The following is a 25,373-nucleotide window of genomic DNA, read 5'->3' on the forward strand; positions in this document are numbered from 1 at the left end:
TTTTGGCGTCAGTCGAAATCGGGCTCGTCCCGATGCAGGTCGCGCACGGCATAAGCTGTGTCTTGGGCCTTACGCAATGTCCATCGGATGCGCGTCGCATACTCCATTGCGCGCGCAGAGAGAACGATCTGTTTTGTCGCGCGGGGCTTTAAGCGGCCTTTTTCCAGGTAAACACTTGGTTCCAAAGATAACTTTCCACCACCATCATGGCGGAAAACCCAGATCTCACCGCTTTTGAGCGCCATCGAGACAGCCGCACCACCCAGATCAAGCGCTGCATCCACATCGGGATGCAGGTGCAGGCGGATGTCAAAGGCCACGCCCTGACGGCCAGAACTGTCCAGCGCCCGCTCGAATTGACGCTTGGCTTTGTCATTGGCTGTCAGCAAAATATCCTCGACCGCCAGCTCTCGACCGTCAAAGCGCAGTTCAAAGGTGCGCGCATGGGTCAGGCCAAACACCGCATTGTACCCATCATGCCCGGCTGTCAGCCTTGCGCCTTCGTAAGCCCCCTCAAGCTCGACCGGTACGTTTCGCGGACCATCTACCAATGCTTCATAGTCCGAACCCTTGATGGGGTCGGCAAGCCTCGCGCTGGAATACCCGTCAACGCAAAGCGTCGAGTGCGACGGCGTCGCGCGTCCGGCCCGGCGCCATTCCCGTCCAAAGCTTGTGCCTGATCCGCAGTTCACGATTAACGGCCTGCGTCCCGAGGTCAGCTCGAACGCAAGGGTCGATGCGTGGCCGTTATACGACGCCGTACCCGTCGGCGGTGGGCTTGCGTCGATAATAACCGTCGTCCGCGCCGCCGAAAGGCGCGCAAATCCCATCGCCAGGGCATCGGAATGCTTGTGCTTTACCCCGCTTTGCGCCAGCGCCTGATCCAGCCGCCCTTCGACACCGCGCCCACCGCCGTGAAACCGACCCAACGCTCCATCCGCGTGACGCAGGTTGCGCAAAGTTGGCGCGATGCGTCGGATCGCATCGGTCTGGGCTGCCGGTGTGCCGCGTCCGACCTCGCTCAGCGCCGCCGAGGTCCAGGACAGGAGGGTGAAAACCTCCAACAGCTCTTCAGGGTTGCGGGTCGGGATCCCGCCCTGCTTGTCGATCTGGCGTTCGCATTCCTTTGCCAAAACCCGCAAGGCCGGGTCTGCAAAAGCCTCGAGCCCCTCAAGCGCCAGCCCGGAATGGACCAAACCGGCCAGGGCCTCGAACCGGGGCAAACCTGGATTGGCGGCCTTCCACCGTTTTGACAGAAACCAGGATTGTTGCGCCAGCGACCGAAAGAACTGTTTGCTTTGCTGCTCGTCGGCACCACGCAAAAGGAAAATCGCGTGGTTGATCCAGCGGGTCACCCGGCGGCCGGTCAGGTCAGGCGCCCAGCCCGGGCCCATGCCCTTGCCATGGGCGTCAATCCAACCCCAGACCCAGCGCTGCGCCTTTTCACGCGCGCGCATGTCGCCAACTGCGGCCAGATCATCCAGCCAGGTAAACCCTTGGCGCTCATCCTCGAACTCGGCATTTGGTGCGGCCACATCCCATAGCCCGGTGTCTTCGGCCTCGACAAGATATCCCGAGAACAGCAGGTTGCCAGCCACCAATTGCCGCCCGCGTGCATAGGACCCAACGGTGCGCGGTTCGGGCTGCACCACAAAACCCGACGCCGGTCTCTGCCGCTGAGCCAGCCGTGCGTAGAGCCGGTTCTGAAACCGTGTCCATCGGTTTGCCAAGGTGTCTGACTGTGACATGTCGATTGTTACTCTGCCCCCGACGCTCTGCTGGCGCGTGACCCAACGATAGACGGGTCAAAAGGTCAAGTCATCGAAAAGCGTGCGTTCACTTCGATTTGTTGAGGCAGGCGATGTAAAACCCGTCCATCCCACCGCGTTCGGGCCAATAATCAGGCCGCAAACGCAGACCGCCCTCATCGGTGATCCAGGCCGGGTCCACCCCTGAAATGTCCAGCGCCTTGCGATCAATCTGCGCTTCGGGAAGCTGTTCCAACGCCTCTTCGATCTGCACTTCGCCCTCATCCGGCAGCAAAGAGCAGGTGCAATAGACCAGCCGCCCGCCCGGTTTCAACAGACCCCATGCATGGCTCAGCATCCGGGCCTGCAAATCAATGAGCCCGCCAAATTCCGAACCGTCCTTGGCGAATGGCAGGTCGGGATGGCGGCGAATGGTGCCAGTGGCGGAACAGGGTGCATCCAAAAGAATCGCATCGTATTCGCCCTGATGATCCAGCGCGTCGCCAGCAACGACCTTGGCCGACAGATGCGTCCGCGCCAGGTTTTCACGCACACGCTCAAGCCGTGCATCCGAGATGTCCAGCGCAGTCACTTCTGCCCCGGCTGCTGCCAGTTGCAGGGTTTTGCCACCCGGCGCCGCGCAAAGGTCAAGGATCTTCTCGCCTGCCTGCGGCGCAAGGACCTGCACCGGTAAGGCCGCCGCCGCGTCCTGCACCCACCACGCCCCGGCCTCATAGCCCGGCAGTGTTGAGACCTGCGGAGCATCGCGCAACCGCAGTGATCCGGTGGGCAGCGCCTCACCATCCGGTGCCTGCCCTCCAGGTTTGCAGGTGATATCCAGTGGTGCCGCGTTGAAATGCGCTTGCTCCATCGCGGCGACGACATCCGCGCCCCAAGCCATCACCAGCGGGTCGCGCAGCCATTCGGGCAAACGCGGGACACGCATTTTGGGCCAGGCCTCGGGACCCTCAGCCGCAACCTTGCGCAAAACCGCGTTGACCAACCCTTTTAGCCGCCCGTGTTTGCGTGAGCGGCTGATGATCTCGACAATCGAGTTCACTACACCATGCGCCGCCGCACCGTGGCACAGCTCGACCGTACCCAGACGCAGCGCGTTGTGGACGGTCAGCGCCGGGGTACGCTTCAGGTGATTTTCAAGCAGGCGGTCCGCTCGTTCCAACCCGCGCAGGGTTTCCAGCGTCAGACGCTGTGCACGCGCCCGGTCTTCGGGGTCCAGCCGATCCAGCGCACCCGCCGCCAGACACTCCGACAGCAACCTGCCTTCGCCCAGGATCTGATCCAGCAAATAGATCGCGCTGCGTCGCGCCGCTGTTGCGCTGTCGGACATGGATTCGCCTTTCATGTGACTTGCGCCCGCATTGCCAAAGGCGGACGCGGGCGTATATCAAGCCCATGCCCGGAAAGGAACCCAATGTCATGACCAACACGCGCAAAGACCTGCCGCCTGCCGCCCAGCGCGCCTTGGCCGAAGCCGAAGAGCGCCGCCGCAAGGCCGAGGCAGAGGCCAAGGAGCAGCCAAAGGAATTGGGCGGTCGCGACGGACCCGACCCTGCGCGCTATGGCGATTGGGAAAAGAAGGGCATCGCTGTCGACTTTTGATCGGGCAAATCAGGCACGATCTGTTATCGTGAGGTGGCATCGGATCAGAGGTCACCATGCTGCACAGTGCCAGTTTCACCCCGTCTGTCGTCACTCTCACATTCGCGGATATGTCCCAATCGCGCTTTCACGCCGTCTGGCTGCGCGACAATGCGCTTGACCCGGACACACGCGCGCCGGGTAATGGGCAGCGTCTGATCACGATCGGGGATATACCAGCAGATACCCATGTCAGCGCCGCTGAGGTCGTGGATGGGGGCCTGCGTGTGACATTCCAGCCCGAGGGCAAAACGGTCATCTTCCCCGGCCAATGGCTGGCCGATCACAGCTATGACCGGGACGCCGCACTTGAAACCGGGCGCGTCGCGGAAGGTATCACCACATGGGAGCAAGGGCTGACCGCGCCCAGCGCGGATTGGGCTGAAGTACATGCAAACCCAGTGGCCAAGCGCACTTGGCTCGCGGCAGTTGCCGAGTTCGGCTTTGCCAAGCTGACCGGAGGTCCGACCGACCCCGGCGCGCTGCTGAAAGTGGCAGATCTGTTCGGCTATGTGCGCGAGACCAATTATGGCCCGTTCTTTGAGGTTCGGACCGAGGTGAACCCCACCAACCTGGCCTATACCGGTTTGGGACTGCAGGCCCATACCGACAATCCCTACCGCGATCCTGTGCCGACGTTGCAGATCCTCTATTGTCTGGAAAACTCTGCCGAAGGGGGCGATTCAATTGTTGTGGACGGGTTTCGCGCCGCCCAGCGGCTGAGGGATCAAAACCCCAGTGGCTTTGCCCTGCTGGCCGGATATCCGGCGCGGTTTGAGTACAGCGGGTCCGACGGGGTTTGCCTGCGCGCACGACGCCCGATGATCGAGCTTGCACCAGATGGCGAGCTGATCGGCATCCGGTTCAACAACCGCTCCTCGGCCCCTTTTGTGGATGTGCCCTTTGATCAGATGGAGGCGTTTTATGCCGCCTACAGGCAATTCGCGGAAATCATCGATGACCCCGCCATGGACGTGGCGTTCAAACTGGAACCGGGCGAGAGCTTTATTGTCGACAACACCCGCGTGTTGCACGCAAGGCTGGGCTATTCCGGTTCCGGGTCGCGCTGGCTGCAAGGCTGTTACGCCGACAAGGATGGGCTGCTGTCAACGCTGGCGGCAATGCAGGCCCAACACCCGGAGGCGGCGGAATGAAGCCTGATTTTTCGACCCTGAATCAAGCCAATATCGTGGCATTTCTGGCCGACATCTTTGATCGACGCGGCAGCGAGGAATACCTGGGCGAGCCGGTCACGATGGCACAGCACATGCTGCAAGGCGCGACAATTGCCGAGCAAAACAACATGCCGGAAGAGATCATCGTGGGTGCCCTGCTGCACGACATAGGCCATTTCACCTCGGAGTTCGGCAGCTATCACCCGGATGACACCGAAGACCGTCACCACGAAGATGCCGGCGCTGCGGTTCTCGAACAGTTCTTTCCTTCGGTCATCACCGATTGCTGCCGTTATCACGTGGCCGCCAAACGGTATCTCTGTGCCACAAAGCCCGCGTATTATGATTGTCTGTCTGCCGCGTCGGTCCACACGCTGGAATTGCAAGGCGGCCCCATGAGCGCCGAAGAGGTCACCACGTTTCAGGCCAACCCCAACCTCGAAGCGATTATTCAGGTGCGGTATCTGGACGAAGCAGGCAAGAGCCCCGACATGGACACGCCGGATTTCGCGCATTTTGCCCCAATGGTGCAGCGCATGGTGGATCGGCACATGGTTGAACCGAACTAGGCGACCAGTCGACCCTGATGCGCCGCACCGCGCCGGGCAATCCAGATCTGAACCGCCAGCAGATACGGGACGAAAAACGCGAAATTCTGTACCAGATCGAAGGGCCCCAGAAAGTCGGGCTGCGAGCCGAGCCCCCCGGTCAACAGATACCACAGCGTATAATGCACCCGGTAAAGCCAGGACCCCAATGCCAACCAGAACAGGCGCAGCCCCCAGGCCCAATGACCCGCGCGATCACCGCTCAGCGCCATGCGCGCCACCATCAGGGCGGATGTGAACAGGCAAAGGCCATAGAGAAAAAACGCAACCGACATCACCGGGCCGCCAATCGTTCCACGCAGCGGGATATAGGTCATTCCGGCCAGAGCCGTCACCAGCGCCAAGGCAACAAGGCTTGCTCCTAATGCGCGATGAAACGGCGTAAACCGCAGCCGGATGGGTTTCAGCAGCTGCAATGGCACCAGAGCCACCAGTAACGTCCCCGCAATGATGTGTACGATCATGGCCGCGTTGCCGACACTGGCGTCAGGCACGAACAGATAGCTTTCGCCCTGCGACATACCGGTAAGCGCCATGCCAAACCCGCGCAGCACAAAGGGCAGCAAGGTCAGGTAGAAGACAACCAGTATGGCGCCGGTTATCAGGCGTGTTTTCAGGCTCTGCATACACCAAGCTTAGCGCAGGGTGCGGGCGCGTCCATCGGGCTATAGGCCCAGCACATCCACCATGTCATATTGACCCGGCGCCTTTCCCTGGCCCCACAGCGCTGCCTTCAACGCCCCGCGGGCAAAGATGGCGCGGTCGGTGGCGAGGTGACGCAGGACGATGCGTTCTCCGGGCGCGGCGAACAGGACATCATGCTCTCCCACGATGTCGCCGCCACGAATGGCGTGAAAGCCGATATCGCCGCGTTTGCGTGCGCCGGTGATGCCGTCGCGGGCACGGTCCGCCACATCCACCAACTTGACACCGCGCCCTTCAGCGGCGGCCTCGCCCAGCATCAAGGCAGTGCCCGAGGGCGCGTCGACCTTGTGGTGATGATGGCCTTCGATCACCTCGATATCGAAATCCTCGTCCAGCGCTGCGGCGACCTTTTTGGTCAGCTGTACCAGCAGGTTGACCCCGAGGCTCATATTGCCCGCCCGCACGATCACCGCATGGCGTGACGCAGGCTCAAGCGCTTCGATCTGCTCCTCGGTCATGCCGGTCGTGCCGATGACATGCACACAGCGCGCCTGCGCGGCCAGGGCGGCAAATTCCAAGGTTGCCTCGGGCGCGGTAAAGTCGATCACCGCCTGCGCCTGTGCAAACGCCTCCAACGGATCATCGGTCACGGTGACGCCCAGCGCCGGACCACCCGTGGCGACGCCCACGTCCTGACCGACCCAGTCGTGACCGGCGCGTTCGACCACGCCCACCAGACGCGCCTGATCGCTGTCTGTCACGGTTTTGATCAGCATCTGCCCCATACGGCCCGAAGCCCCTGTGATAACGATCCCCGGTATATGGGTCATGGCGATGTTCCCTTGCTGCAGTTCGCTCAAAGCCTCCTACCCGGTTCGCGCCCGCTTGGCAAAGCCCCGCTTTGCGCTTAGATCGGGGGCATGGCTAAGAACAAATTTCACGATGGCCCCGGCCCGTCCCAACGACAACTGCGTGTCGGCGAACTGATCCGCCGCACCCTGTCCGAGGTTCTGGCACGCGGAGATGTCCATGACCCCGACCTGAACCGCATGTCGATTACCGTGGGCGAGGTACGCACATCGCCCGATCTGAAGATCGCCACCGCCTATGTGCTGCCCTTGGGCGGCAAGGGGCAAGAGGATGTGATCGACCTGCTGGCGCGCAACAAGGGCGAGCTGCGGCGCGCGGTCGGAAAGAAGGTCGGCCTAAAGTTCTCGCCCGATCTGCGGTTCCGACTGGATGATACGTTCGACCGGATGGACGACACCCGCCGCATGTTCGAACAGGACGCCGTGCGCCGGGATCTGGACGAGTGATCCGCACGTTTGTCATCCTTGGCGCTGTCCTTTGGGCCGCGCAAGCGGGTGCGGTTACCTGCGAAAGACAGACCCATGCGGACAAGCGCTATACCATTTGCGAAGTGGATGGCGCAGCCGATCTGCGTCTGTTTCTGAATGATGAAGACGGTGCGGTTTTGGGCCATTTCTCGTCAGTGAACGAGGTTTTGGCGCCGCAAGGCAAACGGCTGGCCTTTGCGATGAACGCGGGCATGTATCACGATGACCGGTCGCCTGTGGGTCACTATGTCGAAGACGGTCAGGAACAGATGCGCGTGATCGCCAATCCCGGCCCCGGTAATTTTGGCTTGCTGCCCAACGGTGTGTTCTGCATCCGCGATGGGCGCGCCGACGTTTTTGAAACGCTGGCGTTCCTTGATCAGGCGCCACAATGCCGGTTTGCCAGCCAATCCGGACCCATGCTGGTGATCGACGGAGAGCTGCATCCAAGGTTTCTGCCCGATTCGACCTCGCGCTTTGTGCGCAATGGGGTCGGCACCAGTGCGGATGGGTCTCGTGTCGTATTCGCTTTGTCCGAAGACGCCGTCACCTTTCACGAGTTCGGTAGCCTGTTTCGCGACGTGATCGGCACCCCGAACGCGTTGTTCTTTGATGGCAATATCTCTCGTATGTATGACCGTGCCAGCAACCGGTCGGATGCCGGGTTTTCGCTGGGCCCTATTGTCGGCGTGGTCGAAGACATGCAGGGAAATTGACAGCGGTAGAGTGATCCGCTAACCCGCCCGCCTTAGCAAAGATCAAGGTGCAGAATGGGACGCAAGCGCAAGGGCCGCGACATTTCCGGTTGGCTGGTGGTAGACAAGCCCGCGGGCATGACCTCAACCGCCGTGGTCAACAAGGTGCGCTGGGCGATGGACGCGAAAAAGGCGGGCCACGCGGGTACGCTGGATCCCGAAGCAACCGGCGTTCTGGCTGTGGCGCTGGGTGAGGCGACCAAGACCGTTCCCTATATCACCGACGCTTTAAAGGCCTACACCTTCACCGTGCGTTTGGGTCAGGCCACAAACACCGATGATGCCGAAGGCGAAGTGATCGCGCACAGCGATGTGCGCCCGTCGGATGATCAGATCAAACAAGCGCTGGGCCCGTTTCTGGGTGAGATCATGCAGGTCCCGCCCAAATTCTCAGCCGTGAAGATCGACGGGCAACGTGCCTATAAGTTGGCCCGCGAGGGCGAGGATGTGGACTTGACCGCCCGCCCGCTTTGGGTTGAGGAACTGGTTCTGATCGACCGCCCCGACCCCGACCACGTGGTGCTTGAGATGACCTGTGGCAAAGGCGGTTATGTCCGATCGATTGCACGGGATCTGGGCGAGGCGTTGGGCTGTCACGGCCACGTCAAGGAACTGCGTCGCATCTGGTCCGGCCCATTCGAGGTACAAGATGGTCTATCCATCGAACAGATCGACGAAATGGCCAAGACGACGGCGCTCGACGAGTACTTGCACCCGCTGGAAACCGGTCTGGCAGACCTGCCCGAGCTGAAATGCACGCCCGAAGGCGCCACACGCCTGCGCAATGGCAATCCGGGCATGGTGCTGGCCAGTGACGTGGATTATGGCGACGAAGCCTGGGCCTCGCTAGAGGGCAAGGCGGTGGCGGTCGGCATCTACAAATCGGGCGAGCTGCACCCAAGCCGCGTCTTTGTCACCAGTTGAGCCGCGTCAGGCCGCCTGACGCAACTGATGGCCCAAACGCAAAACCTCGGACACCAAAAGCTCCAGATCCTGCGCCTGGGTGCGGTGATTGTTGACCGCCACCCGCAGGCAGTGTTCACCGCGCACGGTTGTGTCTGACAGCACGGCTGTGCCTTGCTCTTGCAGGCATAGCATGATCTCGGTGTTGACCGCGCGCAGCGCCTCGGGGCTGAGCCCGCCGGGATCATAGCGGAAACAGACGATGTTGATATTGGTGGGGAACATCAGGGCGAGGTCACTTTCAGCCTCGATCAGAGACGTCAGAACCTGCGCCTTTTCGATATCCTGATCGATCAACCGACCGAATTTCTGCACCCCGTGCTCGCGCAGCGACATCCAGACCTTGAGCGCGCGAAACCCGCGCGAGGTTTGCAGGCCATAATCATGCAAGAACGCAGCTCCGGCCACCCCCCTTGTCTGCGGTTTGAGGTATTCGGGCGTCAGGGTGAACGACGCATGGTGCGCGTCGTGATCCCGCACCAAGGCGCAGCCGACTTCAAAGGGCGCGTGCAGCCATTTATGCGGGTCCAGCGCCACCGAATCCGCGCGTTCGATCCCCGCAACGCGCCAGCGGTTGTCATGGGCAATCGCGATCAACGCACCAATACACCCATCCACATGAAACCACAGGCCTTCAGCCTCGCAGAAATCGGCAATCGCGTTCAGGTCATCTATGGCACCGGTGTTCACGGTTCCCGCCGTTGCAATCACACAGGCCGGGGCGAACCCGTCCGCTCGATCCCGCGCCACCATGCGCGCCAATTCCCCCAGATCCATGGTCAGATCATCGCGCGTCGGAACGCGGCGCAGCGCCTTGTTGCCAAGGCCAATCGTTTCCAGTGACTTCTGGTGGCAGCTGTGGATCTGGTCTGACCCGTAATAGCGCAGCGGGCGTTCTATAGCGGCGACGCCCTCTTCGCGGATATCGATCCCCGATTTCACGTTTCGCGCCACGGTCAGGCCGATCATGTTCGCGACGCTGCCGCCACTCACCAAGGTTCCGCTGGCCCCTTCCGGCAGCCCGATCATCTCGCGCAGCCAATCCACTACCTGCCGGTCGATCAACGCTGCTGCGTGGTTGCCACCCCCCAGGTTCGAGCCCTGAATTGCGGCCAGAAAATCGGCCATTGCACCGGTGAAATTGCTGGCCCCCATATACCAGCCCCAGAACCGGGGATGGATATTGCCCATCGGGTACTGCATCACCTGCGTTGTCACATCCTCCATCAGGTCGCCCATCGGCATGCCCTGCTGTGGTGCTGGGGTCTCAAACCCTCGGCGGATCTCGGGCGGCATGTCCTGCCAGATCGGACGGTCCCGCACATCGCGCGTATGATCCAGCGCCATGTCCAGCATCTCATGCGCCAGTTTGCGGGTCTCTTCCCAATCGGACGGGTCCAGTGTTTCAAATGCCATTGCTTCCCCCCCAGAAAACGCGGATCAAATGCCAGCACGATAGCACAAGCGCGCGTTTGTAACATCTGCACTTGTCATCACCGGCCAAACCGGTGAAACCCATTGCGATGATCACCCGCTCCCACACCAAAGGCGACGCACCTTCGACCGCCGTTTATTCCGATTGCGAGGCCTATCGCTATAGCTTGACCCGCGTTTGGGATCCTGCCGGACGCAGGGCGCTGTTCGTGATGCTGAACCCTTCGACCGCGACCGAGGTGCAAAACGATCCCACGGTCGAGCGGTGCGAGCGGCGTGCCCGCGCGCTGGGGTTCGGCGCGTTTCAGGTGACCAATATTTTTGCCTGGCGCGATACCGACCCACGCAAGATGCGTGCGGCCGTCGATCCGGTAGGGCCCGAAAATGACGTGGCCATTCTGCAAGGTGTCGCCTGGGCCGATCAGGTGATCGCCGCCTGGGGTACCCATGGCGCACATCTGGAGCGTGGACCAGCGGTCGAGGCTTTGTTGCGCGACACCGGCCAGCCTCTGTTCCATTTGGGGCTGACCAAAGAGGGGCACCCCAAGCATCCTCTCTATATCGCCTATACCCAACAGCCAGAGCCTTGGTGACAAACGGTTAACCAAAACAGTAACTTAGCTTTGACCCACCAAGCTGACTGATGGGATAGTCCAGGCTCGGAGCAATGTGCTTTCGGAGGGTCCCCATGTTCCTGATTGGCTTGTTTGGATTGGCCGCAATTGGCGGCGCCGCTTATGCCATGGGTGACGTGTTCACCACCCAAGAGGCAGAGGATGACGATCAGATTGACGAAGGCGAAACCGACGCGCTGACGGAAGGTGAGTTTCTGCAGATCGATGATAGCGATCCGGAAGAGACCGGGCAGGTCCTGTCGGATCATGATGGCCATCTGGTGATCGCCGGGGATGAAAGCGATGACGTGATCTCGAGGCAGGACGGCAACGACCAGATCAACGGGTATGAAGGCGACGATCTGCTGAACGGCGGTGCCGGGAACGATGTGATCCACGGTGCCGAAGGCGATGACCTTCTGATTGGGGATCAGGGCAACGACATCCTTCATGGCGAGAATGGCGACGATCATCTGTCTGGATCTGAAGGGGACGACGCCCTTTATGGCCATTTTGGCGATGATGATCTGAACGGCGATACCGGGCAGGATGAGCTGTTTGGCGGTCAGGGCGATGACCTATTGGACGGTGGTGAAGGGGATGATGCGCTGCAAGGCGGTGGCGGGGATGACCACCTCGCTGGTGGCGCAGGCGAAGACGTTCTGTTTGGCGGCGACGGGGATGACATCCTGTCGGGCGCGGATGCGGATCACATCCCCGAAACAGACTTCCTGAACGGTGGCGGAGGCGATGATATATTGCTGGCCGAGAGCGGTGACGTGGTCACCGGCGGTGCAGGCGCGGATGATATCTACATCACCACCGAAGCAGACCAAGACAGTGTCATGATCATGGATTTTGAGGTTGGCCAGGACAAACTGCTCATCACATGGGACGCGACCGAAACCCCCGAGGTCACGATCGAACAGGATGAAGAAGACACCAACCTGACCCATGTCGCGGTCGATGGGCAAGACGTGGCACAGCTTTACGGAGCGGAGGGCCTGACCGCTGCGGATATCGAATTCGTGACTGAGGCCCAATTGGATCAGTTCGTGTTCCGACCCTGAACCCATTGCCAATTGCAAGAATAGCGCCTATACGCGCCCATCCGCATTGGAATCGGTGCGGTATTTCTCCATGGGCCTGTGCTGGACGACATCCCGGCCTGCGCCATCAACTCTAACCTGTCAAAGGAGACCCCGATGTCGATTACTGCCGCTGAAAAAGCACGCGTCATGAAAGAATTCGCAACCAAAGACGGCGACACCGGTTCGCCGGAAGTCCAGGTTGCCATCCTGACCTCGCGCATCAACACCCTGACCGAGCACTTCAAGACCCACAAAAAAGACAACCACGGTCGTCGCGGTCTGCTGAAAATGGTCGCCCAACGCCGCAAGCTGCTGGACTACCTGAAAGGCAAAGAAGAAGCACGCTATCAGGACCTGATCAAAAAGCTGGGCATCCGCCGCTAAACGCTTTTTGAATACTGATCTGAATCCAGTAGATACTGGTTCGAACGCCCGCCTTTTTGACGGGCGTTTTTCTTTGGGTTACTCACAAGTCACAACCCGGTCGAAGGTTCGAAACCCAGAATATCAAACGTCTTCTTCCCGGCGGTGTTGAATTTTTGGACCCGGTCACCGACGCGAAGTACTGTCAAGCAACGGAAACGTCCCTTGTCGGCGGCCATGGACACGCAGACCTGGTCAGTGTCGGTTATTGCGAAGGCGCCCGCGCCTTGCCAACCCCCATTGGTCAATTCACCGCTGACGATGTTATTCGGGTCATAATAGAACCGAAAGGTCTTGTCCCCCGATTTGGCTGTAACTGTGTGACCGATCAAGATCTCGGCAATTTGGTCGGCGTTGAGCCGCTCACCACCGTTCGCCAAAGCGTTCTCAAGATCTGTCTGAGCAAAAGCTGCGCTGCCGAAAAATGTGATCAATGCTGCTAGAATAGCTGAGTTCCGTCGTGCCATATTCTGTCTCCAATTCAAAAGCTGTAGTGTCGGGCAGGTCACCCGAGCCGAAAGGTAAGCAAAAGCAGGGCGCTAAGCTTGATGGCAAGCTGACATTTTCTGACATTCTGATAACAATCGCCAAAGCCCGTTGAGCGGTGGCAACGTCACGGGGTAAGTTATGATATGTACGAGTTTTTGGATTTCAGACTTGAACCTAAGAAGGGACTCAGCCGTGAGGGAGAGCCGATTGCCCTTGAGCCCCAGGCCCTTTTGCTGCTGGAATTCCTGATCAGGCACCGGGACAGGATCGTAAGTAAACAAGAGATCATAGATGAAATCTGGAGCGGGGCTGCCATCACCGACGCCGCGCTGAATACTCGTATTCGGTCGGTTCGCAAAGCTCTGGGGGATTCAGCAGCCAGTTCTAACTTTATCAAAACTTTCCCCAAACGCGGGTTTCAATTCGTTGCGCCAGTGCAGCCGGTTGAGCCTCCTCCAGCTTTCGCGGAAACGCCCTTTAAACGCAGGGCCCTTTTGGCTGGTCTGGTCATGAGCGTTGCACTTGTCGCGTTTGCAATTCTCGGTTTTCGCGATCCGACTACGTTACAAGAGGGCGAAAAACCATCGCTAGCCGTCGTCAGATTTGACAATCTTAATGGCGAGAGCGCGGGACAGTACTTTGTCGATGGCCTTACGGACAATCTGATCGCACAGTTGTCGCGCAATCGAGAGCTGTTCGTAGTCTCAAGCGCAACAATGTTTTCCTTTTCTGACGGTCAGTCGACGCCCATCGAAATCGCAAGAGAGCTAGGGGTCAATTACGTTGTCCGAGGCAGTGTCCGACGCGAGGGCGATCTGGTGCGCATCAGCGGAGAACTGATCGACGTCGCGGCGAGCGAGACCATCTGGGCGGAAGCGTTCGAGCGTCAAATGACGGGCATCTTCAGCGTTCAGGACGACATCAGCCAGGCCATCGCCGGACGGTTGCTTCCGGAAATCTATCAGTCAGACGTGGTGCGATCACAGGATAAACCAACTCAAGACATCGGCGCATGGGATTTGTATCTGCGGGGTCGCGCACGACAGGCGGTGTTCTCGAAAGAGGCTCAGGAAGAGGCAGTCCAATTTGCGCAAGACGCCATACAAGCCGATCAGAATTTCGCAGCGGCGCACAGCCTGCTGGCACGGGCTCTTGGAACAATCTTCTTTTTTCAGTGGTCCGATGACCCGCAGGATACTTTGGTTTCGGCAACCCAATCCGCACGACGCGCGATAGAACTGGATGATCAGGACGCGCAGGCTCATGCGGCGCTGGGGTATATCTATCGCTTTACGGGCGAGGTCGATCCGGCCATTGCAAACTTGGAACGCGCTGTTGCGCTGAATCCGAATGACGCGCGTATCCGGCTAGAGCTTGCACATACATTTGACTGGTTTCGGATGCAGGAACGCGCATTGCCCGAGATTGAAATGGCGATCAAACTCAGTCCGCGCGATCCTTTGTTGCAGAACATGCTCTTTTACAAAGGACATATCCTGTTTCACCTTGGGCGCCACAACGAAGCACTGGAGGTTGCGCACCAGTTGGGCGCTGTCGCGACCAGCAATACGTGGCGGCTGTTTCATCATTTGCTTAGCGCCGCGAACCTGAACGAGTTGGGTCGGGGTGAGGATGCGCAGAAGGCTGTCAACGCTGCGTTGGAGATAAACCCCAACCTGTCAATTTCAGCAATGCAACGGCAGTTCGCAGGCTCGAAGAACCATCCAGAAAACCGACGGATATGGTTGTCCAGCCTGAAGCAAGCTGGCGTTCCGGATTGATCGCTGCGCCGGATTTGACGCGCTGATGCAGGAAAACGGCGGAATTAACGGTTAAACTGGCATGTGCGTGCAACTACGTGCGTTTTCTTTGGCCGTTGTTCCCACTTCCCTTTATCCCCAAACTCCTGTATGCGCCCAGCATCTGAGACGTTGTGCCCTGACCCCGGCACTCGAATGGAAGATAAAGTGGGGTCGGCGGCAATGGGGCCGCCATGCAAAACCGGAGACCCGCAGGGGCGGGAGTGCTCCGTTCTAGGATACGCATATGTTTGATGTAACGAAGAAATCAATGCAGTGGGGCGAAGAGACGCTTACACTGGAAACCGGCAAGGTTGCCCGTCAGGCGGACGGTACCGTGATTGCCACGCTGGGCGAAACCAGCGTCATGGCCAACGTGACCTTTGCCAAGCAACAAAAGCCTGGTCAGGACTTTTTCCCGCTGACCGTCCATTACCAAGAGAAATACTATGCCGCCGGTAAGGTTCCGGGCGGCTTCTTCAAGCGCGAGGCGCGCCCGACCGAGAAAGAGACGCTGACCGCGCGTCTGATCGACCGTCCGATCCGCCCGCTGTTCGTTGACGGTTTCAAAAACGAAGTTCTGGTGATGTGCACCGTTCTTTCGCACGATCTGGTTAACGACCCCGATATCGTGGCAATGATCGCGGCTTCGGCTGCGCTGACCATTTCCGGTGCTCCCTTCATGGGCCCGATCGCCGGTGCCCGTGTTGGTTTCGTGGATGGTGAATATGTCCTGAACCCGACCGTGGACGACATGCAGGACCTGCGCCTGAACCCTGAACAACGTCTGGATCTGGTTGTCGCCGGCACCAAAGACGCCGTGATGATGGTGGAATCGGAAGCCTATGAGCTTTCTGAGTCCGAGATGCTGGGCGCGGTTACCTTTGCGCATGAGCAAATCCAGCCAGTTATCGACCTGATCATCGGTCTGGCCGAAGAAGCCGCGAAAGAGCCGTTTGAATTCGCCGCTCCTGATTATTCCGAGCTGTACGCTGCTATTTCGGCTGCCGGTGAAGAGCAGATGCGCGCCGCCTTTGCGATCACCGACAAGCAAGAGCGCACCGCTGCTGTTGCTGCGGCCCGTGAAGCGATCAAGGAAGCGCTGACCGAGGAACAGCTGGAAGACGCGAACCTCGGCTCAGCGATGAAAAAGCTGGAAGCTGGCATTCTGCGTGGCGACGTCGTCAAAGGCGGCAAGCGGATCGACGGTCGCTCGACCACTGATGTCCGCGCGATTGAGGCTGAAACCTCGCTGCTGCCGCGCACCCATGGTTCCGCCCTGTTCACCCGTGGTGAAACACAGGCGCTGGCCGTGACCACACTGGGCACCGGTGACGACGAACAGTTCATCGACGCGCTGCATGGCAACTTCAAATCGAACTTCCTGCTGCACTATAACTTCCCACCCTATTCGGTTGGTGAAGTGGGCCGCGTGGGTTCGCCCGGCCGTCGCGAGATCGGCCACGGCAAGCTGGCATGGCGTGCCTTGCAGGCGGTTCTGCCCGCGCCAACTGACTTCCCCTATACGATCCGCATCGTGTCCGAGATCACCGAATCCAACGGTTCCAGCTCGATGGCATCGGTCTGCGGCGGCTCGCTGTCGATGATGGATGCGGGTGTTCCTCTCAAGGCACCGGTTGCCGGTGTTGCGATGGGTCTGATCCTGGAAGATGACGGCGACTATGCGGTTCTGACCGACATTCTGGGTGACGAAGACCACCTGGGCGACATGGACTTCAAAGTGGCAGGTACCGAAAACGGTATCACCTCGCTTCAGATGGACATCAAGGTTGCGGGCATCACGCCAGAGATCATGGAAAAAGCCCTGGCGCAGGCCAAAGACGGCCGGATGCACATCCTGGGTGAGATGGGTAAAGCCCTGTCCGAGACCAACGAGTTCTCGGTCCACGCCCCGCGCATTGAGACCATGAACATCCCCACCGACAAGATCCGTGAAGTGATCGGTTCGGGCGGTAAGGTCATCCGCGAGATCGTGGAAACCTCGGGTGCCAAGGTCGACATCAACGATGATGGCGTCATCAAAATCGCCTCGCCCGATGGAGAGTCGATCAAGAAGGCCTATGAGATGATCCACTCGATCGTCGCCGAGCCGGAAGAAGGTCAGATCTATACTGGGAAAGTGGTCAAGATCGTCGATTTCGGCGCTTTCGTGAACTTCTTTGGCAAGCGCGACGGTCTGGTCCATGTATCCCAGATCGAAAACCGCCGCCTGAACCATCCGTCGGATGTTCTGAAGGAAGGTCAGGAAGTAAAGGTCAAGCTGCTGGGCTTCGACGACCGCGGCAAGGTTCGCTTGTCGATGAAAGTGGTCGATCAGGAGACGGGCGAAGAGGTCGTGCCTGAGAAGAAAGAAAAGAAAGAAGACGCAGAGTAATCAGCTCTTTTTCGAATGACAAAGGCCCCGGTGGAAACGCCGGGGCCTTTTTTGGTTCCCCAAAAGCGCAACGAATGGGAGTTTTGAGCCCAAAGTTTCACTGGTCGGTACGCAGTTTTGAGAGCATGGGGCAAGAGACATTCCCGCTGTCACAGTTGGCTGTGAGTTCGTTCAGCGCCGCTTCCAATCGCTTCAGCTCGTTTATCTTTTCACGCACATTGAAGATATGAAGCTCAGCCAGCTCTTTTACGGATCGGCAATCCTCTTCGTCGCCTTCGGACAGGCTGAGAAGCGTCTTTGTATCGGCTAGCGGGAAACCCAAATCACGGCATTTTTTCAGGAAACGAAGCCTCCCAACATCGTGCGCGGAGTACATCCGTCGGTTGTTAGTTGCCCGTACTGGTTTGGGCACGATCCCTTCGCGTTCATAGTAGCGGATCGTTTCAATGCCGACACCGCTTTGCCGGGATGCTTCCCCAATCGCAAACATGTTAGTTTTCCCGTCTTGATCCTGTAGCGACTACAGAAGTTATACAAGAGGCTGACATTTCGACAACTCCAGCCAGTCAAGGGAATGAAATGCAGAAGCACCTTAGTGTTAGTTACCTGGGATCACTGTCAGCACTCGGCGTCGCGACTTGCTGTGTATTGCCCATGACAATGATGCTGCTGGGACTAGGAGGCAGTTGGCTAGCCATTTTCGGAAAGATCGCGGCGGCAAGCTACTACGTACTGGCGATTTCGACGGCGCTTGTCGCTATATCGTGGCTTGTGTCTTATCAGCGCGGCTCCTTAGCAAAGTTGAAATGGTGGCTTTCGGGGACAACCGCAATCACCGCGTTAGCTTGGGTCGTCGTCTTTAACGAAGCCCGGATCAACGATTACCTGATAATGCAGATGTGAAACAATGACAGAGCAAACTGTAGTGCTTGAAAGCACCCTGACGTGCCCGAAATGCGGTCACAGCGAAACCGAAATAATGCCGACAGATGCTTGCCAGTGGTTCTATGAATGCAAGTCTTGCACCGTAGTCTTGAAGCCGTTGGAAGGAGATTGTTGCGTCTACTGCTCCTATGCCACGGTGCCTTGCCCGCCGATCCAGAATGGCGATAGGTGTTGCGGATAATAAAGTCAGATTTGTCCGTGCTATGGCCACTAAAAACAGCAACACCCACGCAGAAATCTGCGCGGGTACTTCTCTCAAATAACCAGAACACCACTTGCCGCATCACTCCGGGCGCACGACAAGCTGTGGTTCGCCGTTTGATGTGTGGCGTGGGGATCGTCCGTCCCAGCCTATGTCGCCAGTGACACGGTGGCGGAAGGATGAGAAGCTGTCGAATGTCACCACGTCCACGGGGTCGTCGAATTGCAAGGTCAGGCGACGGTGTTCGCCGTCTCCTAGCATTGTCATCCCGCGGATTTCGGCCGTAAATGCCTGACCCAGATAGTGGCCGGACACGCGGTCTCCGACGCGCAGATGCAGCCGGTTTCCCGCTTGTGCGTGCAAGGTGTTCCAGTCTCGGGCGCCATGTTGATGAGCGATAAGTTCCAGCGCCTTGCTGTGCGTGATGTCTACTCCTTCGGCAGACAGGTGTTGGCGCAGCCGTTTGGCCTGCGTTTTTAGGTCTTCGATCGAAGGGATCGGTTTTGACACGGTCATGTTTGCCTCGTTTCCTAAAACGGGCGCGAAGTCAGGACGGTGTTCGCATTGCCATCCGCGCGCCTGGAAAAGGGCAACAGATGTTTGGTCAAGCGGGTTTCACCAAAGCCAAAGGGCCGCGAACGGCAGGAGACCCGAACCTGCCCGCCTTTTGGCATTCGCTGCGCGGCCTGTCAATCAGACCGCGTTGTGCAGCTCGCTATCGGGTTCAAGATGGATGACAAAGACCGATCCGGGAAATCTGTCTTTCAGCGCCGCTTCGATCTGATCGCAGATGTCATGGGCCGCGGCCACGGTCATACCGCCTTCGACCACCAGATGAAATTCGACAAAGATCATGTTTGCGGACCTGCGACCGCGCAGATCGTGGTATTCCAAAGCGGGGCCCAAGTTGGCCTCGACAATGGACCGCACCGCCTTCAGGTCGGGTTCAGACAAGGTGGCGTCCATCAGCCCATCGACCGATTTGCGGATCACTTTCCAGCCTTCCCAAAGGATGTTCAACGCAACCAGAATGGCAAGGATCGGGTCAAGGATCAGCCATCCGGTTGCAAGCGCAAGCAGCAGGCCGAGGATCACCCCCACCGAGGTGATGATGTCGGTAAAGATATGCTTTGCGCTGGCCTCAAGTGCGGGAGACGATTGCCGCCGTCCGATCCGCAACAGCATGAACGCCCAGGCTGCGTTGATCGCCGTGGCCAAGGTGTTGACCACCAGCCCCAAGGTCGGGGTGTCGTGCAACTGCGGCGAGGGCAGAGCCATGATCGCCTCGCGCAGGATCAGCAACGCTGCCAGAACGATCAGCGTACCTTCGACCACCGCCGAAAGGTATTCGGCCTTTTTATGACCAAACGGGTGTTTCGCATCAGGCGGCTTGCCCGCGACCCAGACGGCAAAGAACGCAAGCAGCGCTGCCACCACATTGACCACGGATTCCAAGGCGTCCGACAGCAGGGCAACCGATCCTGTCAGGTGCCAGGCCAAAAGCTTCAACGCCAATACCGCGATGGAAATCGGGATCGACCACAGTGCGAATTTCTGGATCATCAAGCCGGTTTCTTGCTGCCTCACCCTTTGTGTAGCATCCAGGCGCCGGTTCCGCCTGCCTTTTTTGCAGCGATCAGGCGTCGGCCTGCGCGGCCTCATAGGCCAACATCGCGCGTTTGATCGGCAAGCCCCAATGATACCCGCCCAAACCGCCCGATTTGCGCAGGGCGCGGTGGCAGGGGATCAACCAGCTGACCGGGTTGCGCCCGACCGCCGTCCCCACCGCACGCACCGCCTGAGGTGTGCCGACGCGTTGGGCAATCTCGGAATAGGTGGTGACCTGACCCGAAGGAATGTGCATCAGCGCCTCCCACACCTTGATCTGCAAAGGTGATCCGATCAGGTAGAGCGGCGTCGGCTCCAGCCGATCACTGGCCGCGCCAAAGGCGCTGAGCACCCAGGGGCGCAGGCGCATCGGATCTTCAACAAACTGTGCCTTGGGCCAGCGCGAAATCATGTCCTCCATCGCAGCTTCTTCACCAGTTTCAGCGCCAAACGCTATGCCACAGATACCCTTGTCGGTTCCCATGACCAATGCCGGGCCAAAGGGGCATTCGAACCAGCCCCAATAGATCGTCAGCCCGCCACCTTTGCGGGCGTATTCACCGGGGCTCATGGATTCCCACTTCAGGAACAGATCGTGCAAACGGCCGCTGCCGGATAGACCAACGTTATGGGCGGTTTCCAATGTCGTGAACCGCTCGCGCAGCAGCGCCTTGGCGTGGCCCAGCGTCAGATATTGCTGGTACCGTTTCGGCGATACCCCGGTCCAGCGCGAGAACAGGCGCTGGAAATGCGCGGGGCTCATATCCATCTGGCGCGCCAGATCTTCAAGGCTGAGGGATTCGCCGCCTTGATCGATCAATTCGATCGCGCGGCGCATGACGTTGTAATGGTATCCGCTTTCGGGGGCCTGGACGTTCATTTCACACCTCATCTGTTGATCCAGACCTTAGCGCGCAGGCCCCGCCCTCGCGACCCGGAACTTGCGCATTGGCTTAGGGCTTGTGTCACAGGGCCATGGGCGGCATTAAGGCTCGGATGGCAAAGCAACTTGATTATCACACGATCCGCGAGATCTTTACACGTTTCCAGCAGGCCGATCCCGAACCCAAGGGCGAGTTGGAGCATGTGAACGTCTATACTCTGGTCGTTGCTGTGGCCCTGTCTGCGCAAGCGACAGATGCGGGCGTCAACAAGGCCACGCGCGAATTGTTCAAGATCGCCGATACGCCGCAAAAGATGCTGGATCTGGGCGAAGAAGGTCTGATCGAGCATATCAAGACCATCGGCCTATTCCGCCAGAAGGCCAAGAACGTCATCAAGCTCAGCCGCATTCTGGTCGAGGATTATGGCGGTGAGGTTCCCAATTCCCGCGCCGCGCTGCAATCGTTGCCAGGTGTCGGGCGCAAGACGGCCAATGTAGTGCTGAACATGTGGTGGCGCCAACCGGCACAGGCCGTTGACACGCATATCTTTCGTGTCGGCAACCGCACGGGCATCTGCCCCGGCAAGGATGTGGACGCGGTGGAACGCGCCATCGAAGACAATATCCCTGCGGATTTTCAACTCCATGCGCATCACTGGCTGATCCTGCATGGGCGCTATCATTGCAAAGCGCGCAAACCGATGTGCGGAACCTGTATCATCCGCGATCTCTGCCAATTTGAGGATAAGAACTTATGAAAACCTATCAGCTCACCGGTATTGGAAATGCCGTTGTGGACGTGATCTCTCAGGCCGATGACAGCTTTCTGGAACTGATGGGCATCGAGAAAGGTATCATGCAACTGATCGAGCAAGAGCGCGGTGAAGTGCTCTATGCGTCGATGGAAGGGCGGGTACAGACGCCGGGCGGCTCGGTGGCCAATACCATCGCGGGTGCCGGCGCGCTGGGGCTGGAGTCGGCCTTTATCGGGCGCGTCCATGACGATGCGCTGGGGCGGTTCTACGCCGATGCGATGAACGAAGACGGTGTTGATTTTGTGAACCCGCCGGTGCCGGGTGGAGAGCTGCCGACCTCGCGCTCGATGATCTTTGTGTCGCCGGATGGTGAGCGGTCGATGAACACCTATCTGGGTATTTCGTCCGAGCTGTCCTCGGCAGATGTCTCGGCGGATGTGGCTGGAAACAGCGAGATCATGTTCCTCGAAGGCTATCTGTTCGACAAGGAAAAGGGCAAAGCCGCATTTCTTGAGGCAGCGCGCGCCTGTCACAAGGGTGGCGGCAAGGCCGGGATCGCCATTTCCGACCCGTTCTGCGTGGAACGGCACCGGGTCGATTTCCTTTTGCTGATCGAAAATGAGCTGGATTTTGTGATCGGCAACGAGGCCGAGATCAAATCGCTGTTCGAAACAGATGAACTTGAAGACGCCTTGGCCAAGACCGCGCAGATCTGCCCTCTGGTCGTCTGCACGCGTTCAGGTGATGGCGTTACAATTTTGAACGGCGAAGCGCGTTTCGATGTGCCCGTCGAAAAGGTTGTGCCCGTGGATGCCACCGGTGCAGGCGATCAGTTCGCGGCGGGCTTTCTGTTCGGCATGGCCACCGGTCGCGATTACGAGACCTGCGCCAAGATCGGCAACGCCTGCGCGCGCGAAGTGATCAGCCATATCGGCCCGCGCCCCAAGGCGAACATGCAGGATCTGCTGCGCGCTGAAGGGTTGCTGTAACCAACCCTCACAGGCCCGGAGCCGCGTCGTTCAGGGCCCAATCATATTTATAGGCATTGACGCGCCTTGCCTGTTGCAGCCGTGCCCGAAGCTCGGGCTCGGCGGCCTTGGAAATGGCTGCGATGACGGCTTGTTCATTCGGCCCAAAATCCTCGCGGAACCAGATATAGATCTTGGACAGGATCAGCCGCCCGCGATCATCAAACCGAACGCCGCGCGGGTCATTGACATAGGCGCGCTCGGCTGCTGCCAGATCACGCTCCAACGTGCCCGCCTGCCATGCACGGTCCATCAGGTTCGGGCACCCCACAGCGGCGCAGTTCAGCGCATAATGGATGCGTGGTTCCTGAAAGGTGGGGCGGATGACCCGGTGCTCGATATCGTTCAGGGTCAGGGTTTGACCTGACACAACGGCAACCGGGCGGTTCCACGGGCCGATTGACAGCGGGCCCTCGCTGATATCGCGAATGGATGCCACCGGGTAGTTTTCAAGCACCAGATCAACGGTGATCGCATTGTAGAGGTTGATCCAATAGGCCAGCTGCTGATCGCGGGTCAGAGTGGCGGGATCAACCGCTTGCAAGGTATTCAGATAGGCCTCAAGGCGCGCGCGGTCAGCGGCAGACACCTGGCCATACGCCACTCGGTTCACACCGCTTGAATCGGTGGACACATAAGTGGAAAGAAACCTATCCCACTCAGAATGACTGACCCTGATACCGGGAGGGTCCGCCAACCGCGTCAGAGCACTGTTCTCAAGCGGCGTTGGCGCGGGCAGTGCCAAACGCTCGACACTTGCACATGCGGCCAGCAAGGGCAGCAACAGGCATAAGATAAAAGCTCTCATGACGCATCCCTCTGCCGTTCGCGCAGCGCGCGCATCTGACCCTTGAGCCGTTTCAGAGGGGCCAGCGACGGGTCATCCAGTTGCGGAAGGTCCGGGCGGCTGGACAAGCCCTTTCGGGTCGGGTTCCACCAGAACGACCCCATTTCGCTGTCCACCTGATCTGCCTCTGCCAGCTGCGCATCGCGCTGAGCGTTATGCGCGCACATCGACATCGGGCCGTTTGCGGTGGCCACCATGAAAACGCAGGAGGCACAGCGATCCTCCTCTAACGCGTCCGCGGCCATGAAATTGTGAATGAACACCGCCTGCCGCCGGGCTCGTCCCCTCAGCAAGCCACCACCCAATCGCAGAGCGCATCCCGCCAGGTGCAATCCCGCACGCAGCGCTAAAAGAGGCCTGCGCAACACAAGGCGCTTTACCGCCTCGGCCGTGTCGATGTGACCCTGATTGGACTCGTCATATTGCTCGAGCGCGTCGATCACCTGATGGACCAAAGGCGCGTTCGACAGCAGTGAGACCGCTCGACCACCGGCCGACACCACGCTGGCATATCGGTTGCACCGGGAATGACCGACGGATGCCGTGTCAAAGTGCAACGGGGTTTCATACCCGTCCTCAATCGCTTTGCTCACAGAGGCCTGCGTGATACCCTCGGGCCGAGCGCGCAGAACGCCACGACCGGTATCCGCCTGCATCTGGAACGAGACAAAAGCGATTTCAGGTTGGTCCCGCATGAACCGCGCCAGCGCAGGCAGCTCGGCAAAGTTTCCCGCGAAAACGGTTGTGTTGAACAGAACCCGCAAGCCCAATCCCCGTGTCCGGCGAATATAGGATCGGCGCACCCGGTTCAGTTCGGTCTCGGTTTCAAAGCCCTTGCGCTCTTGCGTCAGATCGACGTGAAAGGCCACGTCATCCAGCCCGGCTGCGGCCAGTCGTGCCAACATGGCCCGGCTGGTGCGAATACCGTTGGTCATCAGGCAGGATCGCATTCCAAGACGGTGGATTTCGCGACATAGCGCTTCCAGGTCCTCGACCTTGCGCAGCGTCGGATCACCGCCGGTCAGTTGGACCGAGGTTCCGGGCCCATAGTGACTGTGGATCGACTCGAGCCGCGCAAAAAGGACCGAGAGAGGCGGGTCATAGGTCAGCTCGGCGCTGTCGGACAGGTAACACAGCGTGCAGTCCAGATTGCACCGCTGAGTGACTTCAAGCGCCACGCAGGCGATGGGATAGAACCGGCCCGCGGTCTGGCCCGGCCCGTATTCACCCGAGGACCACAGACCGTCCCGCAAGGGGGCACGCCGGTCAGAGCCGACAAACCGGCGTCCGGCAGGAGCAAATTTAGCGGGGCTGAGAGCAATGTCTTTCATGCCTCAAAGCTAGAGGCCTGTTCCAAACCAGGCTATCCGCCCTCACGCCAAGTTGTCAGCGCATGAGTTTCGGTGAGCCAATCCAGTTGCGCATGAAACATTTGGACTGAATCCGCAGTGGTTTGGACCGTTTTGCTGTCACATCAGGTCAAATACCCGTCAAATGCCGCGATCACCTGAGCGTAAACGTCTTGCTTAAACGGAACGATTTCGTCGACCAATTGGCTGGGGTCTTGCCATTTCCAACGGGTGAATTCCGGATGTTCGGTTTCGATATCGATCTGATCGTCACGCCCGAGGAATTTCAGCAGATACCATTTCTGCTCTTGCCCGCGATATCGGCCTTTCCAGATCTTGGGCACGATATCATGCGGCAGATCATAGGGAAGCCAGCCTTCGGTCTCGGTCACGATCTCGACCAGATCCGAGGTCACGCCGGTTTCTTCCCAAAGTTCACGCAACGCCGCATCGCGCGGGTCTTCGCCCTTGTCCACCCCGCCCTGCGGCATTTGCCAGGCATCCTTGTGGCGGTCAGTGCGTTGACCCACAAAGATCTTGCCATCGGCATTCATCAGCATCAGCCCGACACAGGGGCGATAGGGCAGTTTGGCGATTTCTTCGGGGGACATGCGCGGCCTC

28 protein-coding genes and 1 pseudogene are annotated in these 25,373 nt (G+C 59.3%); 16 read left to right on the forward strand and 13 right to left on the reverse strand.

Annotated elements, in window-relative coordinates; translation table 11 throughout:
* Nucleotides 1–8: 8 nt before the first annotated feature.
* The gene (locus tag GOX45_RS13045) at nucleotides 9–1,748 is read right to left on the reverse strand and encodes a heparinase II/III family protein (protein ID WP_171101582.1); all 1,740 of its coding nucleotides are present in this window, start codon (nucleotides 1,746–1,748) and stop codon (nucleotides 9–11) included.
* Between the two features lie 88 nt (nucleotides 1,749–1,836).
* Complete coding sequence (locus tag GOX45_RS13050) at nucleotides 1,837–3,096, reverse strand: RsmB/NOP family class I SAM-dependent RNA methyltransferase (RefSeq protein ID WP_171101583.1); 1,260 nt, start codon at nucleotides 3,094–3,096, stop codon at nucleotides 1,837–1,839.
* An 89-nt stretch (nucleotides 3,097–3,185) separates the two neighbouring features.
* On the opposite strand from GOX45_RS13050, the gene GOX45_RS13055 reads away from it, so the two are divergent.
* The 3 genes from GOX45_RS13055 to GOX45_RS13065 are packed head-to-tail and all read left to right on the forward strand — an operon-like array spanning nucleotide 3,186 to nucleotide 5,151.
* Nucleotides 3,186–3,368 carry a DUF1674 domain-containing protein gene (locus GOX45_RS13055; protein ID WP_171101706.1) on the forward strand — a complete coding sequence of 61 codons (183 nt, stop codon included), beginning with the start codon at nucleotides 3,186–3,188 and terminating at the stop codon, nucleotides 3,366–3,368.
* Nucleotides 3,369–3,424: 56 nt separating this feature from the next.
* Nucleotides 3,425–4,561, forward strand: a complete 1,137-nt coding sequence (locus GOX45_RS13060) for a gamma-butyrobetaine dioxygenase (RefSeq protein ID WP_171101584.1) — start codon at nucleotides 3,425–3,427, stop codon at nucleotides 4,559–4,561.
* Nucleotides 4,558–5,151, forward strand: a complete 594-nt coding sequence (locus tag GOX45_RS13065; RefSeq protein WP_171101585.1) for an HD domain-containing protein — start codon at nucleotides 4,558–4,560, stop codon at nucleotides 5,149–5,151. The genes GOX45_RS13060 and GOX45_RS13065 overlap by 4 nt, the downstream gene beginning before the upstream one ends.
* Here the strand turns inward: GOX45_RS13065 and GOX45_RS13070 are convergent.
* Together GOX45_RS13070 and dapB are read right to left on the reverse strand one after the other, a co-directional pair.
* Nucleotides 5,148–5,816, reverse strand: coding sequence for a DUF2306 domain-containing protein (locus tag GOX45_RS13070; protein ID WP_171101586.1), 669 nt, complete (start codon nucleotides 5,814–5,816; stop codon nucleotides 5,148–5,150). The two genes, GOX45_RS13065 and GOX45_RS13070, sit on opposite strands and share 4 nt — an antisense overlap.
* A gap of 39 nt (nucleotides 5,817–5,855) precedes the next feature.
* On the reverse strand, nucleotides 5,856–6,665 hold the full coding sequence (dapB, locus tag GOX45_RS13075) for a 4-hydroxy-tetrahydrodipicolinate reductase (RefSeq protein WP_171101587.1): 810 nt from the start codon (nucleotides 6,663–6,665) through the stop codon (nucleotides 5,856–5,858).
* Nucleotides 6,666–6,755: 90 nt separating this feature from the next.
* On the opposite strand from dapB, the gene rbfA reads away from it, so the two are divergent.
* Genes rbfA through truB form a run of 3 tightly spaced genes read left to right on the forward strand, consistent with a single transcriptional unit; the run spans nucleotide 6,756 to nucleotide 8,851 of the window.
* Nucleotides 6,756–7,151: a 30S ribosome-binding factor RbfA gene (gene rbfA / locus GOX45_RS13080; RefSeq protein ID WP_171101588.1), complete on the forward strand. Its 396-nt coding sequence runs from the start codon at nucleotides 6,756–6,758 to the stop codon at nucleotides 7,149–7,151.
* Complete coding sequence (locus GOX45_RS13085; protein ID WP_171101589.1) at nucleotides 7,148–7,888, forward strand: phosphodiester glycosidase family protein; 741 nt, start codon at nucleotides 7,148–7,150, stop codon at nucleotides 7,886–7,888. The genes rbfA and GOX45_RS13085 overlap by 4 nt, the downstream gene beginning before the upstream one ends.
* Nucleotides 7,889–7,942: 54 nt before the next feature.
* Nucleotides 7,943–8,851 carry a tRNA pseudouridine(55) synthase TruB gene (gene truB / locus GOX45_RS13090; RefSeq protein ID WP_171101590.1) on the forward strand — a complete coding sequence of 303 codons (909 nt, stop codon included), beginning with the start codon at nucleotides 7,943–7,945 and terminating at the stop codon, nucleotides 8,849–8,851.
* Nucleotides 8,852–8,857: 6 nt separating this feature from the next.
* Here truB and GOX45_RS13095 read toward each other — a convergent pair whose 3' ends face one another.
* Nucleotides 8,858–10,306 (reverse strand): pyridoxal-dependent decarboxylase, encoded by a 1,449-nt coding sequence (locus GOX45_RS13095; RefSeq protein ID WP_171101591.1) that lies wholly within the window; start codon nucleotides 10,304–10,306, stop codon nucleotides 8,858–8,860.
* A 107-nt stretch (nucleotides 10,307–10,413) separates the two neighbouring features.
* Between GOX45_RS13095 and GOX45_RS13100 the strand changes: the two genes are divergently transcribed.
* From GOX45_RS13100 to rpsO, 3 genes are all read left to right on the forward strand, one after another.
* A complete protein-coding gene (locus GOX45_RS13100; protein ID WP_171101592.1) occupies nucleotides 10,414–10,917 on the forward strand; it encodes a DUF1643 domain-containing protein in 504 nt (167 codons plus the stop codon).
* Nucleotides 10,918–11,012: 95 nt separating this feature from the next.
* Entirely contained in the window at nucleotides 11,013–12,008 is a 996-nt protein-coding gene (locus GOX45_RS13105; protein ID WP_171101593.1) for a calcium-binding protein, read from the forward strand.
* 135 nt (nucleotides 12,009–12,143) lie between these two features.
* The gene (gene rpsO / locus GOX45_RS13110; RefSeq protein WP_068336567.1) at nucleotides 12,144–12,413 is read left to right on the forward strand and encodes a 30S ribosomal protein S15; all 270 of its coding nucleotides are present in this window, start codon (nucleotides 12,144–12,146) and stop codon (nucleotides 12,411–12,413) included.
* An 89-nt stretch (nucleotides 12,414–12,502) separates the two neighbouring features.
* Here the strand turns inward: rpsO and GOX45_RS13115 are convergent, their stop codons facing one another.
* Nucleotides 12,503–12,919 (reverse strand): hypothetical protein, encoded by a 417-nt coding sequence (locus tag GOX45_RS13115; RefSeq protein WP_171101594.1) that lies wholly within the window; start codon nucleotides 12,917–12,919, stop codon nucleotides 12,503–12,505.
* Nucleotides 12,920–13,084: 165 nt separating this feature from the next.
* Between GOX45_RS13115 and GOX45_RS22330 the strand changes: the two are divergent.
* The 3 genes and pseudogenes from GOX45_RS22330 to pnp all read left to right on the forward strand — a co-directional run.
* A pseudogene (locus GOX45_RS22330) lies at nucleotides 13,085–13,354 on the forward strand (transcriptional regulator); the annotation flags it as partial.
* 96 nt (nucleotides 13,355–13,450) lie between these two features.
* Nucleotides 13,451–14,722, forward strand: a complete 1,272-nt coding sequence (locus GOX45_RS13120) for a tetratricopeptide repeat protein (protein ID WP_254446017.1) — start codon at nucleotides 13,451–13,453, stop codon at nucleotides 14,720–14,722.
* Nucleotides 14,723–14,987: 265 nt separating this feature from the next.
* Nucleotides 14,988–17,135: a polyribonucleotide nucleotidyltransferase gene (pnp, locus tag GOX45_RS13125; protein ID WP_171101596.1), complete on the forward strand. Its 2,148-nt coding sequence runs from the start codon at nucleotides 14,988–14,990 to the stop codon at nucleotides 17,133–17,135.
* Nucleotides 17,136–17,232: 97 nt separating this feature from the next.
* Here pnp and GOX45_RS13130 read toward each other — a convergent pair whose 3' ends face one another.
* Entirely contained in the window at nucleotides 17,233–17,625 is a 393-nt protein-coding gene (locus GOX45_RS13130; RefSeq protein ID WP_171101597.1) for a MerR family transcriptional regulator, read from the reverse strand.
* Nucleotides 17,626–17,789: 164 nt separating this feature from the next.
* Here GOX45_RS13130 and GOX45_RS13135 point away from each other — a divergent pair, with 164 nt between their 5' ends.
* Together GOX45_RS13135 and GOX45_RS22110 are read left to right on the forward strand one after the other, a co-directional pair.
* Entirely contained in the window at nucleotides 17,790–18,038 is a 249-nt protein-coding gene (locus tag GOX45_RS13135) for a hypothetical protein (protein ID WP_254445669.1), read from the forward strand.
* Nucleotides 18,039–18,042: 4 nt separating this feature from the next.
* Nucleotides 18,043–18,261 (forward strand): GDCCVxC domain-containing (seleno)protein, encoded by a 219-nt coding sequence (locus GOX45_RS22110; RefSeq protein WP_254446018.1) that lies wholly within the window; start codon nucleotides 18,043–18,045, stop codon nucleotides 18,259–18,261.
* A gap of 102 nt (nucleotides 18,262–18,363) precedes the next feature.
* On the opposite strand, the gene GOX45_RS13140 is transcribed toward GOX45_RS22110, so the two are convergent.
* The 3 genes from GOX45_RS13140 to GOX45_RS13150 all read right to left on the reverse strand — a co-directional run bounded on the left by GOX45_RS13140 (nucleotide 18,364) and on the right by GOX45_RS13150 (nucleotide 20,770).
* The gene (locus GOX45_RS13140; RefSeq protein ID WP_171101599.1) at nucleotides 18,364–18,798 is read right to left on the reverse strand and encodes a glyoxalase superfamily protein; all 435 of its coding nucleotides are present in this window, start codon (nucleotides 18,796–18,798) and stop codon (nucleotides 18,364–18,366) included.
* A gap of 177 nt (nucleotides 18,799–18,975) precedes the next feature.
* Complete coding sequence (locus tag GOX45_RS13145) at nucleotides 18,976–19,845, reverse strand: cation diffusion facilitator family transporter (protein ID WP_171101600.1); 870 nt, start codon at nucleotides 19,843–19,845, stop codon at nucleotides 18,976–18,978.
* Between the two features lie 73 nt (nucleotides 19,846–19,918).
* Nucleotides 19,919–20,770 carry a bifunctional helix-turn-helix domain-containing protein/methylated-DNA--[protein]-cysteine S-methyltransferase gene (locus tag GOX45_RS13150; RefSeq protein WP_171101601.1) on the reverse strand — a complete coding sequence of 284 codons (852 nt, stop codon included), beginning with the start codon at nucleotides 20,768–20,770 and terminating at the stop codon, nucleotides 19,919–19,921.
* A 116-nt stretch (nucleotides 20,771–20,886) separates the two neighbouring features.
* On the opposite strand from GOX45_RS13150, the gene nth reads away from it, so the two are divergent.
* Both nth and GOX45_RS13160 read left to right on the forward strand, forming a co-directional pair.
* Nucleotides 20,887–21,531, forward strand: coding sequence for an endonuclease III (gene nth, locus GOX45_RS13155; protein WP_171101602.1), 645 nt, complete (start codon nucleotides 20,887–20,889; stop codon nucleotides 21,529–21,531).
* Nucleotides 21,528–22,517, forward strand: coding sequence for an adenosine kinase (locus tag GOX45_RS13160; protein ID WP_171101603.1), 990 nt, complete (start codon nucleotides 21,528–21,530; stop codon nucleotides 22,515–22,517). Before nth ends, GOX45_RS13160 begins: the two co-directional genes overlap by 4 nt.
* 7 nt (nucleotides 22,518–22,524) lie before the next feature.
* On the opposite strand, the gene GOX45_RS13165 is transcribed toward GOX45_RS13160, so the two are convergent.
* The 3 genes from GOX45_RS13165 to GOX45_RS13175 all read right to left on the reverse strand — a co-directional run bounded on the left by GOX45_RS13165 (nucleotide 22,525) and on the right by GOX45_RS13175 (nucleotide 25,363).
* A complete protein-coding gene (locus tag GOX45_RS13165) occupies nucleotides 22,525–23,364 on the reverse strand; it encodes a DUF547 domain-containing protein (protein ID WP_171101604.1) in 840 nt (279 codons plus the stop codon).
* Nucleotides 23,361–24,734 carry a radical SAM protein gene (locus GOX45_RS13170; RefSeq protein WP_171101605.1) on the reverse strand — a complete coding sequence of 458 codons (1,374 nt, stop codon included), beginning with the start codon at nucleotides 24,732–24,734 and terminating at the stop codon, nucleotides 23,361–23,363. Before GOX45_RS13170 ends, GOX45_RS13165 begins: the two co-directional genes overlap by 4 nt.
* Nucleotides 24,735–24,877: 143 nt before the next feature.
* Entirely contained in the window at nucleotides 24,878–25,363 is a 486-nt protein-coding gene (locus tag GOX45_RS13175) for an RNA pyrophosphohydrolase (RefSeq protein ID WP_171101606.1), read from the reverse strand.
* Nucleotides 25,364–25,373: the final 10 nt, after the last annotated feature.

Origin of the sequence: Ruegeria sp. HKCCD7255, assembly GCF_013031565.1 — a bacterium.
GTDB lineage: Bacteria > Pseudomonadota > Alphaproteobacteria > Rhodobacterales > Rhodobacteraceae > Ruegeria.

What these genes read in the sequence shown, in the direction of transcription:
- GOX45_RS13045 (WP_171101582.1), bottom strand. Translation starts at nt 1,748, where the DNA reads ATGTCACAGTCAGACACCTTGGCAAACCGATGGACACGGTTTCAGAAC.
- GOX45_RS13050 (WP_171101583.1), bottom strand. Translation starts at nt 3,096, where the DNA reads ATGTCCGACAGCGCAACAGCGGCGCGACGCAGCGCGATCTATTTGCTG.
- GOX45_RS13055 (WP_171101706.1), top strand. Translation starts at nt 3,186, where the DNA reads ATGACCAACACGCGCAAAGACCTGCCGCCTGCCGCCCAGCGCGCCTTG.
- GOX45_RS13060 (WP_171101584.1), top strand. Translation starts at nt 3,425, where the DNA reads ATGCTGCACAGTGCCAGTTTCACCCCGTCTGTCGTCACTCTCACATTC.
- GOX45_RS13065 (WP_171101585.1), top strand. Translation starts at nt 4,558, where the DNA reads ATGAAGCCTGATTTTTCGACCCTGAATCAAGCCAATATCGTGGCATTT.
- GOX45_RS13070 (WP_171101586.1), bottom strand. Translation starts at nt 5,816, where the DNA reads ATGCAGAGCCTGAAAACACGCCTGATAACCGGCGCCATACTGGTTGTC.
- dapB (WP_171101587.1), bottom strand. Translation starts at nt 6,665, where the DNA reads ATGACCCATATACCGGGGATCGTTATCACAGGGGCTTCGGGCCGTATG.
- rbfA (WP_171101588.1), top strand. Translation starts at nt 6,756, where the DNA reads ATGGCTAAGAACAAATTTCACGATGGCCCCGGCCCGTCCCAACGACAA.
- truB (WP_171101590.1), top strand. Translation starts at nt 7,943, where the DNA reads ATGGGACGCAAGCGCAAGGGCCGCGACATTTCCGGTTGGCTGGTGGTA.
- GOX45_RS13095 (WP_171101591.1), bottom strand. Translation starts at nt 10,306, where the DNA reads ATGGCATTTGAAACACTGGACCCGTCCGATTGGGAAGAGACCCGCAAA.
- GOX45_RS13100 (WP_171101592.1), top strand. Translation starts at nt 10,414, where the DNA reads ATGATCACCCGCTCCCACACCAAAGGCGACGCACCTTCGACCGCCGTT.
- GOX45_RS13105 (WP_171101593.1), top strand. Translation starts at nt 11,013, where the DNA reads ATGTTCCTGATTGGCTTGTTTGGATTGGCCGCAATTGGCGGCGCCGCT.
- rpsO (WP_068336567.1), top strand. Translation starts at nt 12,144, where the DNA reads ATGTCGATTACTGCCGCTGAAAAAGCACGCGTCATGAAAGAATTCGCA.
- GOX45_RS13115 (WP_171101594.1), bottom strand. Translation starts at nt 12,919, where the DNA reads ATGGCACGACGGAACTCAGCTATTCTAGCAGCATTGATCACATTTTTC.
- GOX45_RS13120 (WP_254446017.1), top strand. Translation starts at nt 13,451, where the DNA reads ATGAGCGTTGCACTTGTCGCGTTTGCAATTCTCGGTTTTCGCGATCCG.
- pnp (WP_171101596.1), top strand. Translation starts at nt 14,988, where the DNA reads ATGTTTGATGTAACGAAGAAATCAATGCAGTGGGGCGAAGAGACGCTT.
- GOX45_RS13130 (WP_171101597.1), bottom strand. Translation starts at nt 17,625, where the DNA reads ATGTTTGCGATTGGGGAAGCATCCCGGCAAAGCGGTGTCGGCATTGAA.
- GOX45_RS13135 (WP_254445669.1), top strand. Translation starts at nt 17,790, where the DNA reads ATGACAATGATGCTGCTGGGACTAGGAGGCAGTTGGCTAGCCATTTTC.
- GOX45_RS22110 (WP_254446018.1), top strand. Translation starts at nt 18,043, where the DNA reads ATGACAGAGCAAACTGTAGTGCTTGAAAGCACCCTGACGTGCCCGAAA.
- GOX45_RS13140 (WP_171101599.1), bottom strand. Translation starts at nt 18,798, where the DNA reads ATGACCGTGTCAAAACCGATCCCTTCGATCGAAGACCTAAAAACGCAG.
- GOX45_RS13145 (WP_171101600.1), bottom strand. Translation starts at nt 19,845, where the DNA reads ATGATCCAGAAATTCGCACTGTGGTCGATCCCGATTTCCATCGCGGTA.
- GOX45_RS13150 (WP_171101601.1), bottom strand. Translation starts at nt 20,770, where the DNA reads ATGAACGTCCAGGCCCCCGAAAGCGGATACCATTACAACGTCATGCGC.
- nth (WP_171101602.1), top strand. Translation starts at nt 20,887, where the DNA reads ATGGCAAAGCAACTTGATTATCACACGATCCGCGAGATCTTTACACGT.
- GOX45_RS13160 (WP_171101603.1), top strand. Translation starts at nt 21,528, where the DNA reads ATGAAAACCTATCAGCTCACCGGTATTGGAAATGCCGTTGTGGACGTG.
- GOX45_RS13165 (WP_171101604.1), bottom strand. Translation starts at nt 23,364, where the DNA reads ATGAGAGCTTTTATCTTATGCCTGTTGCTGCCCTTGCTGGCCGCATGT.
- GOX45_RS13170 (WP_171101605.1), bottom strand. Translation starts at nt 24,734, where the DNA reads ATGAAAGACATTGCTCTCAGCCCCGCTAAATTTGCTCCTGCCGGACGC.
- GOX45_RS13175 (WP_171101606.1), bottom strand. Translation starts at nt 25,363, where the DNA reads ATGTCCCCCGAAGAAATCGCCAAACTGCCCTATCGCCCCTGTGTCGGG.